Annotated in this window: 15 protein-coding genes, 1 pseudogene and 1 riboswitch; of the genes and pseudogenes, 7 read left to right on the top strand and 9 right to left on the bottom strand. The window is 36.2% G+C overall.

Going from position 1 to position 16062, the window contains the following annotated elements:
• The first annotated feature begins 42 nt into the window (after positions 1-42).
• From trkA to thiD, 4 genes are all read left to right on the top strand, one after another.
• Positions 43-1404: a Trk system potassium transporter TrkA gene (trkA, locus tag J3U24_RS04450; RefSeq protein ID WP_065563580.1), complete on the top strand. Its 1362-nt coding sequence runs from the start codon at positions 43-45 to the stop codon at positions 1402-1404.
• A 54-nt stretch (positions 1405-1458) separates the two neighbouring features.
• A riboswitch (TPP riboswitch) is annotated at positions 1459-1560 on the top strand.
• A gap of 52 nt (positions 1561-1612) precedes the next feature.
• Entirely contained in the window at positions 1613-2398 is a 786-nt protein-coding gene (gene thiM / locus J3U24_RS04455; protein ID WP_267337043.1) for a hydroxyethylthiazole kinase, read from the top strand.
• The gene (thiE, locus tag J3U24_RS04460; protein WP_267337044.1) at positions 2398-3039 is read left to right on the top strand and encodes a thiamine phosphate synthase; all 642 of its coding nucleotides are present in this window, start codon (positions 2398-2400) and stop codon (positions 3037-3039) included. The genes thiM and thiE overlap by 1 nt, the downstream gene beginning before the upstream one ends.
• An 11-nt stretch (positions 3040-3050) precedes the next feature.
• The gene (gene thiD / locus J3U24_RS04465; RefSeq protein ID WP_267337045.1) at positions 3051-3863 is read left to right on the top strand and encodes a bifunctional hydroxymethylpyrimidine kinase/phosphomethylpyrimidine kinase; all 813 of its coding nucleotides are present in this window, start codon (positions 3051-3053) and stop codon (positions 3861-3863) included.
• A gap of 196 nt (positions 3864-4059) precedes the next feature.
• Here thiD and J3U24_RS04470 read toward each other — a convergent pair whose 3' ends face one another.
• Complete coding sequence (locus J3U24_RS04470; RefSeq protein ID WP_065563584.1) at positions 4060-4266, bottom strand: heavy-metal-associated domain-containing protein; 207 nt, start codon at positions 4264-4266, stop codon at positions 4060-4062.
• Between the two features lie 428 nt (positions 4267-4694).
• Between J3U24_RS04470 and J3U24_RS04475 the strand changes: the two genes are divergently transcribed.
• Both J3U24_RS04475 and J3U24_RS04480 read left to right on the top strand, forming a co-directional pair.
• A complete protein-coding gene (locus J3U24_RS04475; RefSeq protein ID WP_267337046.1) occupies positions 4695-5867 on the top strand; it encodes a M20 aminoacylase family protein in 1173 nt (390 codons plus the stop codon).
• 15 nt (positions 5868-5882) lie between these two features.
• Positions 5883-7307, top strand: coding sequence for an MFS transporter (locus J3U24_RS04480; RefSeq protein WP_267337047.1), 1425 nt, complete (start codon positions 5883-5885; stop codon positions 7305-7307).
• 89 nt (positions 7308-7396) lie between these two features.
• On the opposite strand, the gene mnmE is transcribed toward J3U24_RS04480, so the two are convergent.
• The 3 genes from mnmE to J3U24_RS04495 form a co-directional block, all read right to left on the bottom strand.
• The gene (gene mnmE / locus J3U24_RS04485; protein WP_267337048.1) at positions 7397-8758 is read right to left on the bottom strand and encodes a tRNA uridine-5-carboxymethylaminomethyl(34) synthesis GTPase MnmE; all 1362 of its coding nucleotides are present in this window, start codon (positions 8756-8758) and stop codon (positions 7397-7399) included.
• 95 nt (positions 8759-8853) lie between these two features.
• The gene (locus tag J3U24_RS04490; protein ID WP_081303381.1) at positions 8854-9456 is read right to left on the bottom strand and encodes a YdcF family protein; all 603 of its coding nucleotides are present in this window, start codon (positions 9454-9456) and stop codon (positions 8854-8856) included.
• A gap of 10 nt (positions 9457-9466) precedes the next feature.
• On the bottom strand, positions 9467-10018 hold the full coding sequence (locus J3U24_RS04495; RefSeq protein ID WP_065563588.1) for a DNA-3-methyladenine glycosylase I: 552 nt from the start codon (positions 10016-10018) through the stop codon (positions 9467-9469).
• 243 nt (positions 10019-10261) lie between these two features.
• Here J3U24_RS04495 and J3U24_RS04500 point away from each other — a divergent pair, with 243 nt between their 5' ends.
• The gene (locus J3U24_RS04500; protein ID WP_065734657.1) at positions 10262-11611 is read left to right on the top strand and encodes an MFS transporter; all 1350 of its coding nucleotides are present in this window, start codon (positions 10262-10264) and stop codon (positions 11609-11611) included.
• Between the two features lie 72 nt (positions 11612-11683).
• Here the strand turns inward: J3U24_RS04500 and gorA are convergent, their stop codons facing one another.
• The 5 genes and pseudogenes from gorA to tatA form a co-directional block, all read right to left on the bottom strand.
• A complete protein-coding gene (gene gorA, locus J3U24_RS04505) occupies positions 11684-13036 on the bottom strand; it encodes a glutathione-disulfide reductase (protein WP_220225717.1) in 1353 nt (450 codons plus the stop codon).
• Positions 13037-13228: 192 nt separating this feature from the next.
• Positions 13229-14653 (bottom strand): bifunctional D-glycero-beta-D-manno-heptose-7-phosphate kinase/D-glycero-beta-D-manno-heptose 1-phosphate adenylyltransferase HldE, encoded by a 1425-nt coding sequence (gene hldE, locus J3U24_RS04510; RefSeq protein ID WP_065563591.1) that lies wholly within the window; start codon positions 14651-14653, stop codon positions 13229-13231.
• 44 nt (positions 14654-14697) lie between these two features.
• Entirely contained in the window at positions 14698-15459 is a 762-nt protein-coding gene (gene tatC / locus J3U24_RS04515; RefSeq protein ID WP_065563592.1) for a twin-arginine translocase subunit TatC, read from the bottom strand.
• Between the two features lie 14 nt (positions 15460-15473).
• Positions 15474-15797, bottom strand: a pseudogene (tatB, locus tag J3U24_RS04520) (Sec-independent protein translocase protein TatB); the annotation flags it as partial.
• A 3-nt stretch (positions 15798-15800) separates the two neighbouring features.
• The gene (gene tatA / locus J3U24_RS04525) at positions 15801-16013 is read right to left on the bottom strand and encodes a twin-arginine translocase TatA/TatE family subunit (RefSeq protein ID WP_065563594.1); all 213 of its coding nucleotides are present in this window, start codon (positions 16011-16013) and stop codon (positions 15801-15803) included.
• Positions 16014-16062 lie beyond the last annotated feature (49 nt).

Here is a 16062-nt window from a genome sequence, read left to right on the forward strand (position 1 = left end):
TAATGAGTTAGCTTGAGGCCTTTTGATTATAATAGGTTTATTATGAAAATTATCATTCTTGGTGCAGGCCAAACTGGTAGTGCACTTGCTGAATATCTAGTAACTGAAAAGCAGAACGATGTGACTGTCGTTGATGAAGATCATGATAAATTGCAATCTTTGCAAGAGCGTTTTGATTTACAAGTTATTTGCGGTAAATCCTCTTACCCACAAGTATTAGAGAGTGCTGGCGCGGAATCAGCCGATATGTTAGTTGCCGTTACCAATTCTGATGAAGTAAATATGATGGCTTGTCAGATTGGGCATGTGATGTTTAATATTCCACAAAAAGTTGCTAGAATCCGTGCTCCTGAATATAACGATGAAAGATACCCATTCTTCAATAAAGATTGTATCAACATCGATCATATTATTGCTCCTGAAAACTTAATTACAAATCATATTAGCCAATTAGTTCAATATCCTGGTGCTCTACAGTTTGCTTCGTTTTATGATAATCGTGTCTGTTTGGTTGCTGTAACCGCTTATTACGGTGGTGCGTTAGTGGGGAGCGAACTATCCGAACTTAAAGAGCATTTACCACATGTCGAAGCGCGTGTTGTTGCTATTTATCGTCAAAATCGTTTTATTCGTCCAATAGGTTCGACTTTAATTGAAGCTGGAGACATGGTTTATTTTATTACCCCTCCCCTCAATATTAAAGCAGTAACCAGTGAACTACAAAGGCTAGAAAAACCTTATAAACGTATTATTATTAGCGGTGGCGGTGGCGTTGCCATTGCTTTAGCTAAACGTTTAGAGAATGATTATCAAGTTAAGTTGATTGAACGTAATGCAGAAAAAGCTGAATTAATAGCTGAGCAGTTAGTTAATACCACCGTGTTACATGGTGAATCATCAGACCAAGAATTATTATCACAAGAGCAAGTCGAGTTAACCGATCTGTTTGTGGCGGTCACTAGCGATGATGAAGCCAATATTATGTCATCTATGCTGGCAAAAAGAATGGGGGCAAAAAAAGTCATCGTTCTTATCCAGCGACAAGCCTACTTAGAATTGATTAACGATAGTGTTATTGATATCGCGATTTCACCACAACATGCCACTATTTCAGAACTACTAAGCCATGTTAGGCAAACGGGTGTAGTTAAAGTTGTCTCATTACGCCAAGGTGAATCGGAAATTGTCGAAGTAGTTGCTCGTGGTGAAGCGGAAAATTCAAAATTAGTCGGTAAAAATATTAACAGTTTAAAATTACCTTCAGGTGCTACGATTGGTGCCGTGGTTCGTGGTGAAGATGTAATTATAGTAAATACGGATTTAATGATTGAAGATGGCGATCATTTAATAATTTTCTTACCGGATAGACGAGCCATTAGTGATATAGAAAGATTATTACAATAACTTGTTTAATTTTTAAACTCAGTTCATAATAGATTCAATTTTATCCAAATTTGTTATTTAGACTCGGGGTGTTTTTTGTTAGAGCAAAAAACTGAGAATTTACCCGTTGAACCTGATCTGGATCATGCCAGCGTAGGGAAGTCTCTGTCTTAATTACCGCTTTTGACACATTCTTCCCTTAATATTATTTATTAGATAAGGAAAGAATATGTCGGTCATTAAATTATTTTCAAATCAAGATGCCATTCCTTTTATTGAGCAAGTTCATCAGAAGCGACCTTTAATCCATTGTATTACCAATGATGTGGTACAAAATTACACCGCTAACGTTCTTTTGGCGATTGGGGCTTCACCAGCGATGGTGGTAGCTGAGCAAGAAGTTGAGGACTTTGTTGCCATTGCAAATGGTTTGTTAATTAATATTGGTACGATCAATAGTCATAGCGCTAAAAGCATGTTACTAGCCGCCGCAAAAGCTAATCAAACTCCTTGGGTATTAGATCCTGTCGCAGTTGGAGCAGCATTGAAATATCGCACTGAAATTGCTAAGCAATTATTAAAATTTAAACCGACAGTTATTCGAGGAAATGCTTCAGAAATTCTAGCATTAAGTGGTCAACAATCATCATCAAAAGGGCCTGATGGACTGGATTCTACTGATTCTGCATTAAATGCGGCAATGCTATTAGCCAAGAAATATCAAACCATTGTTGCAATAACAGGTGAGACCGATTATGTCACAGATGGTGAGCAGGTTTATAGCATTGTTGGGGGTGATATCGCGCTAACACAAGTAACTGGTACTGGTTGTTCATTATCTGCGATTGTGGCAGCATTGATTGCAAGTTCTGAAGATCATTTAAAGGCTACTGCTTCAGCCTGCTTTATGATGAAAAAAGCGGGTGAACTCGCTAATAAACAGCAAGGGCTAGGTACTTTTGCTATGTCAATTATTGACCAACTTTCTCTTTTCACCACAAATAAGGATTTTTGATGAAGAAGCAACTTGATTTAACACTCTATTTAGTACTTGACCCAGTACTTTGTGATGGCATAAATGGTATGGTTAATACCACTAAGTTTGCAGTTGAAAATGGTGTTACTGCCGTTCAATTACGTTCAGAACAAGAATATTCAGGTAGAAATTGGTATAAAGCTGCCCAAGCTTTAAAAGAAGTATTAATCGACACTCAAGTTCCACTATTGATTAATGATCATATTGATATAGCTTTAGCTGTCGATGCCGATGGTGTTCATGTTGGACAAAGCGATCTACCTGTCGAAGTTGCACGACGATTAATTGGAGAAGATAAATGGATAGGGCTTTCAGTCTCTAATTATTCGCAACTTGAGCGCGTTCCTTGGCAACTAGTCGATTATCTAGGTATTGGTCCTATCTATCCAACCCCCACCAAAAAAGATGCAGCAGAAGCAATAGGCATCGCCCAATTGACTGAACTTGTTAAAGCAAAACAATGCCCTGCCGTTGCGATCGGTGGTATCGGTGTAAACAATTTAACTGAAGTGATTCAAACTGGCATTGAAGGTATTGCCGTTGTATCCGCAATTTGCGGGCAAGGAGATATTGCTAAGGCCACATCTGATTTGATTAGAAAAATAAGACAAGTAAGATAGGAAATTAAACCATGACAACAGTTTCATTAACTATAGCTGGTAGCGATCCTAGTGGCGGTGCAGGTATTCAGGCCGATTTAAAGGCCTTTTCAGCGCTTGGCGCTTATGGGATGTCAGTCATTACTGCTTTAACCGCACAAAGTACACAAGGTGTTAATAGCATATACCCAGTGCCACCCGAATTTGTTGAGGCTCAATTTAACACACTTTATCAAGATATCCATATTGATAGCGTTAAAATCGGTATGCTGATGAATAAAGAGATTGTAACCACGGTTAATCATCTATTAAGCAATAATCCTATTGCCAATATTGTTCTTGATACGGTAATGATAGCCAAAGGGGGGCATCCTTTATTGAGAAATGATGCCATTACCGCTATTCGAGAATTGCTATTACCATTCGCCACCATCATCACCCCTAACCTTCCAGAAGCAGCAGCATTACTTGATTGTCATGAGGCACAAAACGAAGATGAAATGCAACAACAGGGTTATGAGCTACTCAAATTAGGCTGTCAGGCAGTATTAATGAAAGGAGGGCATTTGCCAAGTCAAGAAAGTCCTGATTATCTAATCACGCCAACTAAGATCATCAGAATGGCATCACCACGTATCCAAACTAAAAACACACATGGTACAGGTTGCACATTATCGGCAGCTATTTCAGCATTACTACCAAAATATGAGTTAGAAGAAGCCGTTAAACAAGCAAAAAAATACCTACAAGGTGCCATTGAAAATGCAGATAATTTGAAAATTGGTAAAGGAATTGGACCTACTCACCATTTTTATCAATGGTGGAACACCGCAGGAAAAGGCTAGAAAGCTAAATGTGGTATTTTCGGCAAACGCTATTTTCAACAGCTATATACTTCATCGACAATCCGTGCCAATGAAGTATATGAAAACTTTTTTAGTGCATTATCTAGTCAAATAGAGGCTATTGGATATTTGTATTATCTAGTATTTAAGCGATTGTCTTAATCGTTTAAAATGAGAAATTGTAAATAGTATTGCCTTAATACGAAATACCCACAAACTCAAACCCCGCTTGATTAACGGCTTGAATTGCAGCTTCTTGTGAGATAGTACCACCTTCTATATCAACTTCATGTTTCGCTAAATCAACAGTCACTTTAGCTTTAGGATCAATATCATTAATTGCTTTAGTAATGGTTTTAACACAATGTTGACAACTCATATTATCGACGATTAATTTCATCATTATCCCCTTTTGTTATCTATAATTCATCTAGTGCAACGTTGGAACATCTATAATTAAAATAAATTTGTCTGCCATATAAAGTATAGTGATTATATTACGCCAATAAGCCTACAAAAAAAACACCTCAGAATAGTGAAAATTTATAAGATTTATATCTGTTATTAATAAAACGTAATGATTGAGCGTTTCTGCTCCTTTATACTCAAATAAACCATGGTGCCAAGAAAAATAAGCAAGGTTATCCTTCAAGAATAAAAAATGAATAACAGAAATAATCGACTTATACAAAATTAGATTGTATATTTATTCATCTATGTGGTTTTGATAATAAAGTTAGTTTTTGTTTTTAAATATAATTTTAACTTAGATGTATAGTTCCATTTTTATTTTTTCTCATAAACGATATTCAGGTTAATTAGGAGCCTAAAATGCAGCATATTATGGAAACGATTAGAAAAACAGAACAAGAATTTGTTGATATTCGACATCAGATTCATAAACATCCTGAGTTAGGTTTTGAAGAGAAAAAAACCAGTGATTTAGTTGCAAATAAGCTATCTGAATGGGGCTATGAGGTTCATCGTGGTCTAGCAAAAACTGGCGTCGTTGGTGTTTTGAAAAATGGCGCTTGTAATAAGAAAATAGGTATTAGAGCTGACATGGATGCATTACCTATTGTTGAAGCTTCGGGTAAACCTTGGAGCAGTGTTAGCCATGGTAAATTCCACGGTTGTGGTCATGATGGGCATACCACTATTTTGCTATGTGCAGCTAAATATCTTGCCGAAACACGCAACTTTGATGGGACTTTACATGTCATTTTTCAACCAGCTGAAGAGTTGTTATATGGTGGGAAAGTGATGGTCGATGAGGGTTTATTTAAACAATTTCCTTGTGATGTGATTTTCGGTATTCACAATATGCCCGGATTTAAGGAAGGCCATTTTTATTTTAAAAGCGGTGCTCTTATGGCTTCATCCGATACGATTCATATCACCATCAAAGGGAAAGGTGCTCATGGAGCCATGCCTGAGCGAGGAATTGATGCGACGCTTGTTGCTTGTTATATTGGCATTGCTTTACAAAGTATTGTTTCCCGCAATGTTTCACCCTTTGAGAAAGCTGTTATCACGATTGGTTGTATTCAATCTGGCGAAGCCCCCAATGTGGTGAATAGCGATGCATTGATGAAGCTAACCGTCAGAGCATTAGATAATAATACCCGGACTTTATTGCTCAAGCGTATTACCGAAATTGCCACTTCGCAGGCGGAAAGTTTTGGCGCCTCAGTTAAAATCGAACATATCAATGGTAGCCCTGTTTTACATAATGGTGCTAATGCAACAAAATTTGCATTAGAAGTTGCTCAGAAATTAGTCGGTAAAGATCGTGTTCATGATAATTGCCATCCTTTTATGGGCAGTGAAGATTTTGCTTTTATGTTAGAGAGCAATCCAAATGGTTGTTACATGATTATCGGCAATGGAGACGAACCAGGATTTTGTAGTGTTCATAATCCTGGTTATGATTTTAATGATAAATGTATTGTTCCTGCTGCGTCATATTGGGTTGCATTAACTGAAACATATTTAAGTAAATAAGGATAAATCGCTTCTATGTCTGGTTTAAATATGTCAACTTCAAAGAATTCTAGCACCAAGCAAGTTAAAAGTTATAACCGGTTAACATTAGGTATTGTATTAGGAGTTATTACTTTTTGGCTGTTTGCTCAATCAATAGTCAATGTTGGACCGGCTGTTCAGAATACTGTTGGTATCACTCCAGCCTCTTTTAATTTAGCAGTAAGTTTGACTGCACTTTTCTCTGGCTGCTTTATTGTGGTTGCTGGTGGTTTAGCTGATCGCTTTGGACGAGTTCGTTTTACTTACTTTGGTTTTATTTTAAGTATTATTGGTTGTCTTTGTTTGATTTTCGCCCAAGGAGAAATATTATTTACCTTTGGACGCATTATTCAAGGCTTATCTGCAGCCTGTATTATGCCATCGACTTTAGCATTAGTGAAAACCTATTATCAAGGCAAAGATCGTCAGCGTGCATTGAGTTTTTGGTCGATTGGATCTTGGGGCGGCTCGGGCACTTGTGTGCTTGCTGGCGGTGCAATAGCGACTTATTTAGGTTGGCAATGGATCTTTATAATCTCTATTATCTGTGCTGTATTAGGTATGCTTTTGTTGAAAGGAACTCCTGAAACCAAAATTGAAGATCCTTCGAGTCTGCCAAAATTTGATTATGTAGGGCTATTTGTTTTTGTTATTACGTTAGTTTCATTAAATCTTGTGATAACCAAAGGTTCTACTTTTGGATGGACTAGTCTAACAACATTATCGTTGGCTACCGTTTGTTTTGTTTTTATGATTTTATTTTTTGTTATTGAAAAAAGTAAAGCGAGTGGCGCTTTCATTGATTTTGCATTATTTAAAAATATCCCTTACCGTGGTGCTACCTTATCCAACTTTATGCTAAATGCTGTTGCAGGCACGTTAATTGTGGCCAGCACTTATACCCAACAGGGGCGAGGGTTTACCTCTTTCCAAAATGGATTATTAACTATTGGTTATTTAGTTTCGGTTTTATGTATGATTCGTGTTGGTGAAAAAATCTTACAAAAGGTAGGTGCGAAAAAACCAATGTTAATGGGACCGTTAATTACTGGTTCCGGAATTGCATTGATGACGCTGACATTTTTACCAGATATGCTTTATATTATTTCAGTATTAGGTGGCTACATTTTATTTGGTCTTGGTTTAGGTTTTTATGCGACACCTTCGATCGACACAGCAATTTCTAGCGCCCCTGAAGATAAAGTTGGTATTGCATCAGGGATATATAAAATGGCAAGTTCATTAGGCGGTGCTTTTGGTGTTGCCATTTCAGCATCAATTTATGCTGCAGTTATTGCCAGTGGTCAAAGTATAGCAACTGGCGCAGCAATTGGATTATGGATTAATGTCGGATTTTGTCTGTTATGTTTTATTTCAATTTTATTTTTAGTTCCAAATAATGCCGGCAAAAATAAATAGCTTAAGTTAATTTTTAATTCTTAAAACACTTCATAGGGATATGACTTTTTATTTATATCCCTATATTTCTAACCAACATTATGTTCAGCTTATTTACCAATGCAAAATGAGCTGAATATGCGCCCTAGTAGATCATTGGAGGTAAATTCGCCAGTGATTTCACTCAATGACTCTTGCGCAAGCCGAAGTTCTTCTGCTAATAGTTCGCCAGCATGAAATGTTGTGAGCTGGTATTTACCATTATTTAAATGCTCTGCAGCTTTTTCAAGTGCTTGTAAGTGTCGTCGACGAGCTAAAAAGCCCCCTTCTGTACTACTAGTAAAGCCCATTACCTGTTTAAGATGATCACGTAATAAGGTAATACCTTCTCCAGTTCGTGCTGATAGTTGGATAAGGCAATAACCATTTTGTTCACTATAGCCTAATGGTTCACCTGTTAAGTCTGCTTTGTTTCGAATAACGGTTACTGGCATATTTTTAGGCAAGCGTTCAATAAATTCTGGCCAAAGTTTTTCTGGGTTGGCCTCATTGGTTGTTGTGCTATCAACCATAAATAACACCCGATCCGCTTGGTCAATTTCTTGCCATGCCCGTTCAATACCGATTCGTTCTACTTCATCGCTGGCTTCTCGTAGTCCGGCAGTGTCAATGATATGCAAAGGCATACCATCGATATGAATATGTTCACGCAAAACGTCACGTGTTGTCCCTGCTATGTCAGTAACAATAGCCGCCTCACGACCGGCTAATGCGTTAAGTAAACTTGATTTACCCGCATTAGGTCGACCGGCAATGACAACTTTCATGCCTTCCCGCAGTAATGAACCTTGTTTGGCTTCATGACGAACTTCATTTAATCGTTGAATAACTTGGTCAAGCTCTGCTTCTATTTTTCCGTCAGATAAAAAGTCTATTTCTTCTTCAGGAAAATCAATAGCTGCTTCAGTAAAAATACGCAAATGAATAAGCGATTCAACTAATTCATTAATCTTCTTGGAAAACACGCCTTGTAAAGAGGACAAAGCAGATTTGGCCGCTTGCTCTGAACTTGCATCAATTAAATCTGCAATAGCTTCAGCTTGCGCAAGATCTAATTTATCATTTAAGAAAGCTCGCTCTGAAAATTCACCTGGTCTTGCTATACGCACACCAGATATTTCTAATATACGATTTAGCAGTAGATCTAAAATAACGGGTCCACCATGGCCCTGTAGTTCAAGCACATCTTCACCTGTGAACGAATTTGGATTAGGAAAGAATAAAGCAATGCCCTCATCTAACGTTGTTCCATCAGCGGCTAAAAACGGTAGATAATGAGCATATCGCGGTTTAGGTAAGATACCTAAAACTGTTTTGGCAACCTCTTGTGCTTTAGGACCAGAAATACGCAATATGCCAACACCACCACGACCAGGTGGTGTTGCCTGTGCAACAATTGTGTCTGAATTCATATTTATTAATTGTAATTAAAAATAGCAATGATTAATCATACCATGACTATCATTAAAAATCTGTAAAGGCAAGCTATCTAACTTAATTAGAATGGCTAATTATTATTTTCAACATAATCTAATGGATGGTCAAACAGCCATGAATTAAGTAAAGCTAATGGCTCTCTTATCATTGCTATATATTTATCAATATTGGTATAAGCTAACGGTGCAGGTAAACCAGTAATATCACTAATACCCGAGCGTTTAGCTAGCATAATTGAACGAAGAATATGAAAATCATTGGTCACAACAACTGTTTTGCCTAGTGGTAAAATTTGATTAGCATAAACAAACTGTTGAGCCGTTCGCCTTGATCTGTCTTCAAGATATACTCTTGAGGAATCAATACCTTTTTTAATTAGGTAATCAGCCATCACACTTGCTTCAGTTGCAGATTCATCGCTTCCTTGCCCACCACAAACAATTACTTTGGTATTTGGATTACTCTGCAAATAATTAAATGCTGTATCTAAACGATTTTGTAAGGTAAGTGGCGCTTCAGCTGGTGTTCCAACCACTTGTGATCCTAATACGACTAAAGTATCAGCATTAGTTGATGGCTTTTGATTAGCGTAAATAAAAATAATGATATTACAAACGATGAAATAAACTAATATTAATATTAGGCAATATTTTATTAATTTCATGATTGTCATCAATTTCTCCTCATTTTTTAAAGCAATCTTCGAAATGGTCGTTAACTAAGCCCATCGATTGCATAAATGCATAACAAATTGTTGATCCTACGAATGAAAATCCTTTCTTTTTCAGTGCTTTTGACATTTTATCGGATATTTCTGTACTAACAGGAACCTCACTTTTATCTTTGTAGTGATTGACTATTGGCTTACCATCAACGAATGACCAAATAAATTGTGAAAAGTCCTCATTATTATTTTGCATAGCTAAATAGGCATGGGCATTTTTTACAATGCTTTTAAGTTTTAAACGATTTCGAATTAATCCTTTATTTTTGATTAATGACTCTATATCAATAGCGTTTAATTGAATAATTTTTTCTGGGTCAAAATTAAAAAAACATCGACGATATTCTTCTCTTTTTTTTAGTACGGTAATCCAAGATAATCCAGCTTGTTGTCCTTCAAGACAAATTTTTTCAAATAGTTTAAGGCTATCATATTGTGGATAACCCCATTCATTATCATGATAATTTATATATAACGGGTCTTTTGTAACCCAACTGCATCGTTTTGCCATTATTTTTATCCAAATATTTTAAAATTATTATATGCGATATATAGATAGAATTTTAGCTTAATATCATTTTTTATACATATTATAAATCAAACAAACATATCGTTATTGTTGATTAAATTTTTTTATGATTAAACAAAAGACTACTTTTTATGGCAGAATGCCTTTTCAAGATTAAAATTTATCAAAGAATAGTCATTTCCTTTACTGGCTATATTCATTTAATAATAAAAATAAGGTTTTTTCATGAGTCAATCTGAAATTAACGCTGAATGGCAACCGGTCGCCCGACCATTGAATAGTAAGGATTTTAAAACATTAATATTGTCATCTTTAGGCGGAACGCTTGAATTTTATGACTTTGTTATCTATGCGCTATATATTGATACCATTGTCAAGCCACTATTTTTACCACATACCTTGTCACCATTAACCTTAGATTTATTTGCATGGGGGATTTTTGCTGCTGGTTATTTAGTTCGTCCTGTTGGCGGAATTATTATGGCCCACTTTGGAGATAAAGTTGGCCGAAAACGGATGTTTACCTTAAGTGTAGCAATGATGGCTTTACCTACTTTTATTATCGGTATTTTACCGACCTATGAAGCAATTGGTATTGTAGCACCATTATTATTGTTGTTGATGCGTATGTTACAAGGCGCAGCTATTGGTGGAGAAATGCCTGGTGCATGGGTATTTATCGCAGAACATACACCAAAACAACGCTATGGTTTGGGCGTTGGTACGTTAACATCAGGTATTACAGGCGGAATTTTACTTGGATTTTTCGTTACAATTATTGTTGATCTCTATTTTACTAGCCAAAATATTTTAGATTATGCTTGGCGTATACCGTTTATTATTGGTGGAATTTTTGGTGTGATTTCAGTCTATTTAAGAAAATTTTTATCTGAAACGCCAATCTTCAAGGAATTAGCTGCACGTAAAGCATTAGAAAAAAGCATTCCTGTTGTTACCGTACTAAAAAAACATAAGACAGCTTGTTTGATAGTCGCTTTGTTAACTTGGTCATTATCAACAGCAATTATGGTTGGTATTTTAATTACTCCTGGCCGTATCGTTGGCGGTATGTATCATTTTGCTAATCTGGATTGGCGTATTGGTGGATGTATTGCTGCCTTAACATTATCAATTGGCTGTGTTATTTCTGGTTGGTTAGATGATAAATTAGGTACAGCAAAAACAGTCGTCATAACTTGGGGTGGATTGGCTGTGGTAAGCATCTATTTCTATAGTTCACTAACGCCAGATATGTCATTAGCTAAACTATATTCGATTTGGGCGATATTTGGCTTATTTATCGGATCAATCGCTATGACACCAATTATAGGAACTAGAACCTTTCCACCAGCCATTCGCTATTCTGGTCTATCATTATCTTACAATTTAGCCTATGCATTGTTTAGTGCAATAACGCCGACTTTAACTATCTACTTATTAAGTCCCGATCATATATTAGGTGAATACAGTTATCTGGGAGCAGGTATTTACATCTCAGCAGTGGCTTTACTTGCTGTTTTAGTTGGTTTTTCATCATTAGCTCAAAAGGGTTGGCAAAATAGATTAGATAATTAATCATTTAACACCATATAAAAACAGGGCTAAAGCCCTGTTTTTTTTAACAAGATATAATAAATTTTCTATGCATTAGCGCATTGTAACAAACTCTTCTGCCGCTGTTGGGTGAATGGCGATGGTGTTATCAAAGTCTTTTTTTGTTGCACCCATTTTTAATGCGACAGCAAAACCTTGTAAAATTTCGTCCATACCATAGCCTATACCATGAATGCCGACTATTTTTTCTTGTTCACCAATACAAACTAATTTCATTTTACACGGTTGGCGATGAGAAGTTACGGCAGTATACATAGCAGTAAACGTAGATTTATAGACCTTCACGTTTTCAGGGCCATATTGTAACATTGCTTGTGGTTCTGTTAACCCAACTGTCCCGATCGGTGGATGGGTAAATACTACCGTTGGAATATTAGTATAATCTAGATGTTCATTTGGTTTATTGTTGAAAAGTCGTTCAGATAAGCGTCGACCAGCAGCAACTGCAACTGGTGTTAATGCCGCTGCTCCAGTATCATCGCCAACAGAATAAATTCCTGCTACATTAGTATTTTGATACTCATCAACAATAATAAACCCATTACTGTCAACTTTAATGCCAGCTGCAGATAAATTCATTTCTTTAGTTGCAGGTTCTCGTCCTATTGCCCAAATTAAACAATCAACAGTATAATTTTTACCATCTTCTAATGTTAACGTTAATGATTCATCAACGTTTTTAGTGACAGAAGATGGAATTGCAAAAGTATGCAAATGCTGACCATCATTAGTTATAACTTCCATTAATGTTTCAACAATTAATGGATCGAAAGCACGTAAAGGTGTGCCTTGCCGAACAAATTGATGAGTTTCAGCACCTAGCGAGTGTAAAACACTGGCAATTTCACAAGCTATATAGCCTGCACCAACAACGGCCACTCTTTTTGGTAATGCTTTTAATTCAAAGAATCCATCAGAAGTAATTCCATATTGCGCTCCGGGAATATTGGGTATACTTGGCTTACCACCGACAGCAATAAGAATATGATCGGCACTATAATGCACACCATTGACATCAAGCGTTTTGCTATCAATAAATTTAGCATATCCATGAATAACATCGACATTATTATTGTTTAATACTCGATCATAAGATTGATGAACACGATCAATATAAGCTGTTCGGCTAGCGATTAGTTTATCCCAATCAAAATGATTAATTGTCGTATCAAAACCATAATCAGGGCCATAATGATTAATCGCCTCAGCAATTTGTGCACCATACCACATAATTTTTTTGGGAACACACCCAACATTGACACAAGTTCCGCCTAATAATTTAGCTTCAATAATAGCGCACTTTTTACCGTAAGATGCCGCTCGATTAATTGAAGCAATACCCCCACTACCACCACCGATAGCAATATAGTCATAGTGTTTAGTCATAAAAGAAATCCTTTAAATAAATTAGCATTTAGTAGTTGATAGGTTTGCATAAAGCAGATAATAAAAAAAGTATTAATTATGAAATTTAACGATAGTTATTATCTATTGATTGGTTTTAAAATATATCCAAACCTAAATTATTCGATAATTGACTAATTAGTTACTTAAATAAATAGCTAATTATTATATTATTTATTTCCGTTTAATCTTATCAATGATGTTTGTGGTCGAACAACCATCTTCAAAATTAAGGACTTTAACTACTCCACCTGCTTCTATAACTTCTTTTCCACCAGCGATATCTTCAGGTTTATAGTCACCACCTTTTACTAATACATCAGGTAAAATACTGGCAATCAACCTTTGTGGAGTCTCTTCTTCAAAAGGAACAACCCAGTCAACTGAATCAAGTGCACCTAATACTATCATTCTTTGCATTAATGGATTTATTGGTCGGGATTCCCCTTTCAATTGTTTTACTGAGGTATCACTATTTACTGCTACAATCAAACGGTCACCAAGCTTGCGAGCATTAGCAAGATATGAAACATGCCCAGCGTGTAAAATGTCAAAACAGCCATTAGTCATGACAATTTTTTCACCACGTAATCGTGCTTTACGAATTTCTTCTTTTAATTCATCTTCAGTCATCACCCCAAAACCATCATCTGCGCGAGCCCGAATAGCATTACTTAATTCAACTTGCGAAACAGTTGATGTTCCCAATTTACCGACAACTACACCGGCTGCAGCGTTTGCTAAATAACAGCTTTCTTCAAGTGATTGCCCTGCAGCTAATGAAGCTGCTAAAGTTGCGATTACAGTATCACCCGCACCGGTAACATCAAATACCTCTTTAGCTTGAGTTGGTAGATGGTAAACAGGTTTATCTAATTGTATTAACGTCATGCCTTTTTCACTACGAGTAACAAGCAAGGCTTTAAGATCATATTGCTTAATAAGTTGAGAACCTTTTTCAATGATCTCTTCTTCTGTTTTACATGTTCCAACTACAGCTTCAAATTCAGACATATTTGGTGTCAGTAATGTTACACCACGATAACGCTCAAAATCAGTACCTTTAGGATCAACCAATATTGGTACATTAACTTTTCGTGCTTGTTTTATCATTTCTTGTACAGCAGTTAATGCACCTTTGGCATAATCCGATAGAACCATTACTTTAGAAGTTGTAAGTGCGGTATCAATACGCTCTAAAATAGGAGTATGATCCACATTATTAAAACCTTCCTCAAAATCAATCCTTATTAATTGTTGATTTCTTGATAACACTCTTAATTTAGTAATAGTTGGATGTGTTGAGACAGATACAAAATCGCAATGAACATGTCGATTAGTAAGTTGCTCATCAAGCACCTTAGCAGGTTCATCCATTCCTGTAAGACCAATTAAACGCGCTTTACCTCCGAGGGAGGTAATATTGAGTGCAACATTAGCTGCACCGCCAGGACGTTCTTCAAGAGAATCAATTTTAACAATTGGTACAGGCGCTTCTGGTGATATGCGATTGGTACCGCCATACCAATAGCGATCTAACATAATATCGCCAACAACAAGAACATTTGCCAGATTAAACTCAGGAAGAGATGTTTTCATTTAGTTATCCTTTACTCGTATTCATTGGATCAATTATCAATCTATTATTCATCGTCTATATTTTTATCATCATCTTGTATGATTTTTTTTCTTGGTTGATAAAACCGGGCAAAGAATGTCCCAACTTCAAATAATAAACAGATAGGTACAGCTAATAAAATTTGTGAAAATACGTCTGGTGGTGTAACAAACATAGCTACAGCAAATACTGCTACAATAATATAAGGTCTTTTTTTACGTAGATTTTTAGGGGTCGTTACTCCTGTCCAGCACAGCAATATTATTGCAACAGGGACTTCAAATGCAAAACCAAAGACTATAAATAATGTCATGACAAAATCAAGATATTTAGTTATATCGGTATTTATCGCAACATCAACTGGAGCAGTGTGAATAAAGAAGTAAAAAGCGAGAGGAAATACCGCAAAATAAGCAAACGCAATACCAATATAAAAAAGTACCGTACTTGAAATTATCAATGGCATAATTAGACGTTTTTCATGTTGATATAATGCAGGTGCAATAAATCCCCATACTTGATACAAAATATAAGGAATCGAAATAAATATCGAAACAACAGCAGTCAGTTTAATAGGAGTAAAAAATGGTGCCGCAATGTCAGTTGCAATCATGCTACTACCTTTTGGCAATTGACTAATAAGCGGATTAGCAACAATATGGTAAATATCATTCGAGAAATAGAGTAAACACGTTAATACAATTAATATACAGATGATACATCGTAAAAGCCGTGTTCTTAGTTCTACTAGATGACCAATAAGTGGTTGCGTTGCGTCGTCTGTCATAATTTATCTTTATCTGAATGAATTGTTGTATCTATTTGAGAGACAGAATCGATCTCTTTTTGTAGTGTTTCGGTTACGCGTTTTAATTCATCAATGGATTCTTGAATTTCCGGTGTTAGGGTATTTAGCCCACTTTGTTCTGCTTTTTTTAAACTATCTTGTAACTCTTGTAATTTTAGCTCTTTATTTAATTCTAACTGAACAGTTGCAGACATACGGCGGAGTACTTTTATCCAGCTTGCAACAGTTTTAATTGCAATAGGTAGACGCTCTGGCCCTAATACGACCAACCCGATAATTAAGACTAATAGTAGCTGACCAAAGCTAATATCAAACACAAGTTACTCTTTATTGGTGTGGTTATCATCAGATGAGTTAAGACGTTCCACTTTTTGTGAATCATCTGTCTCTTTTTGATCATCGTCGTCATTCATAGCTTTCTTAAAACCTTTAATGGAAGCCCCAAGATCAGAGCCCAATGAACGCAATTTTTTTGTTCCAAATAATAGAACGATAACCGCTACAAATATGAGTAATTTGGGCAAACTTGGCATATGATAAGTCTCCAATAGCTTAAAATAGTAAAATTATACACTTAAATGG

Origin of the sequence: Gilliamella sp. B2785 (genome assembly GCF_026537005.1) — a bacterium.
In the GTDB taxonomy this organism is placed as follows: Bacteria; Pseudomonadota; Gammaproteobacteria; order Enterobacterales; family Orbaceae; genus Gilliamella; species Gilliamella apicola_E.

Excerpts from the sequence above, each read along its gene's own strand:
- trkA (WP_065563580.1), top strand. The coding sequence starts at position 43 with ATGAAAATTATCATTCTTGGTGCAGGCCAAACTGGTAGTGCACTTGCT.
- thiM (WP_267337043.1), top strand. The coding sequence starts at position 1,613 with ATGTCGGTCATTAAATTATTTTCAAATCAAGATGCCATTCCTTTTATT.
- thiE (WP_267337044.1), top strand. The coding sequence starts at position 2,398 with ATGAAGAAGCAACTTGATTTAACACTCTATTTAGTACTTGACCCAGTA.
- thiD (WP_267337045.1), top strand. The coding sequence starts at position 3,051 with ATGACAACAGTTTCATTAACTATAGCTGGTAGCGATCCTAGTGGCGGT.
- J3U24_RS04470 (WP_065563584.1), bottom strand. The coding sequence starts at position 4,266 with ATGATGAAATTAATCGTCGATAATATGAGTTGTCAACATTGTGTTAAA.
- J3U24_RS04475 (WP_267337046.1), top strand. The coding sequence starts at position 4,695 with ATGCAGCATATTATGGAAACGATTAGAAAAACAGAACAAGAATTTGTT.
- J3U24_RS04480 (WP_267337047.1), top strand. The coding sequence starts at position 5,883 with ATGTCTGGTTTAAATATGTCAACTTCAAAGAATTCTAGCACCAAGCAA.
- mnmE (WP_267337048.1), bottom strand. The coding sequence starts at position 8,758 with ATGAATTCAGACACAATTGTTGCACAGGCAACACCACCTGGTCGTGGT.
- J3U24_RS04490 (WP_081303381.1), bottom strand. The coding sequence starts at position 9,456 with ATGACAATCATGAAATTAATAAAATATTGCCTAATATTAATATTAGTT.
- J3U24_RS04495 (WP_065563588.1), bottom strand. The coding sequence starts at position 10,018 with ATGGCAAAACGATGCAGTTGGGTTACAAAAGACCCGTTATATATAAAT.
- J3U24_RS04500 (WP_065734657.1), top strand. The coding sequence starts at position 10,262 with ATGAGTCAATCTGAAATTAACGCTGAATGGCAACCGGTCGCCCGACCA.
- gorA (WP_220225717.1), bottom strand. The coding sequence starts at position 13,036 with ATGACTAAACACTATGACTATATTGCTATCGGTGGTGGTAGTGGGGGT.
- hldE (WP_065563591.1), bottom strand. The coding sequence starts at position 14,653 with ATGAAAACATCTCTTCCTGAGTTTAATCTGGCAAATGTTCTTGTTGTT.
- tatC (WP_065563592.1), bottom strand. The coding sequence starts at position 15,459 with ATGACAGACGACGCAACGCAACCACTTATTGGTCATCTAGTAGAACTA.
- tatA (WP_065563594.1), bottom strand. The coding sequence starts at position 16,013 with ATGCCAAGTTTGCCCAAATTACTCATATTTGTAGCGGTTATCGTTCTA.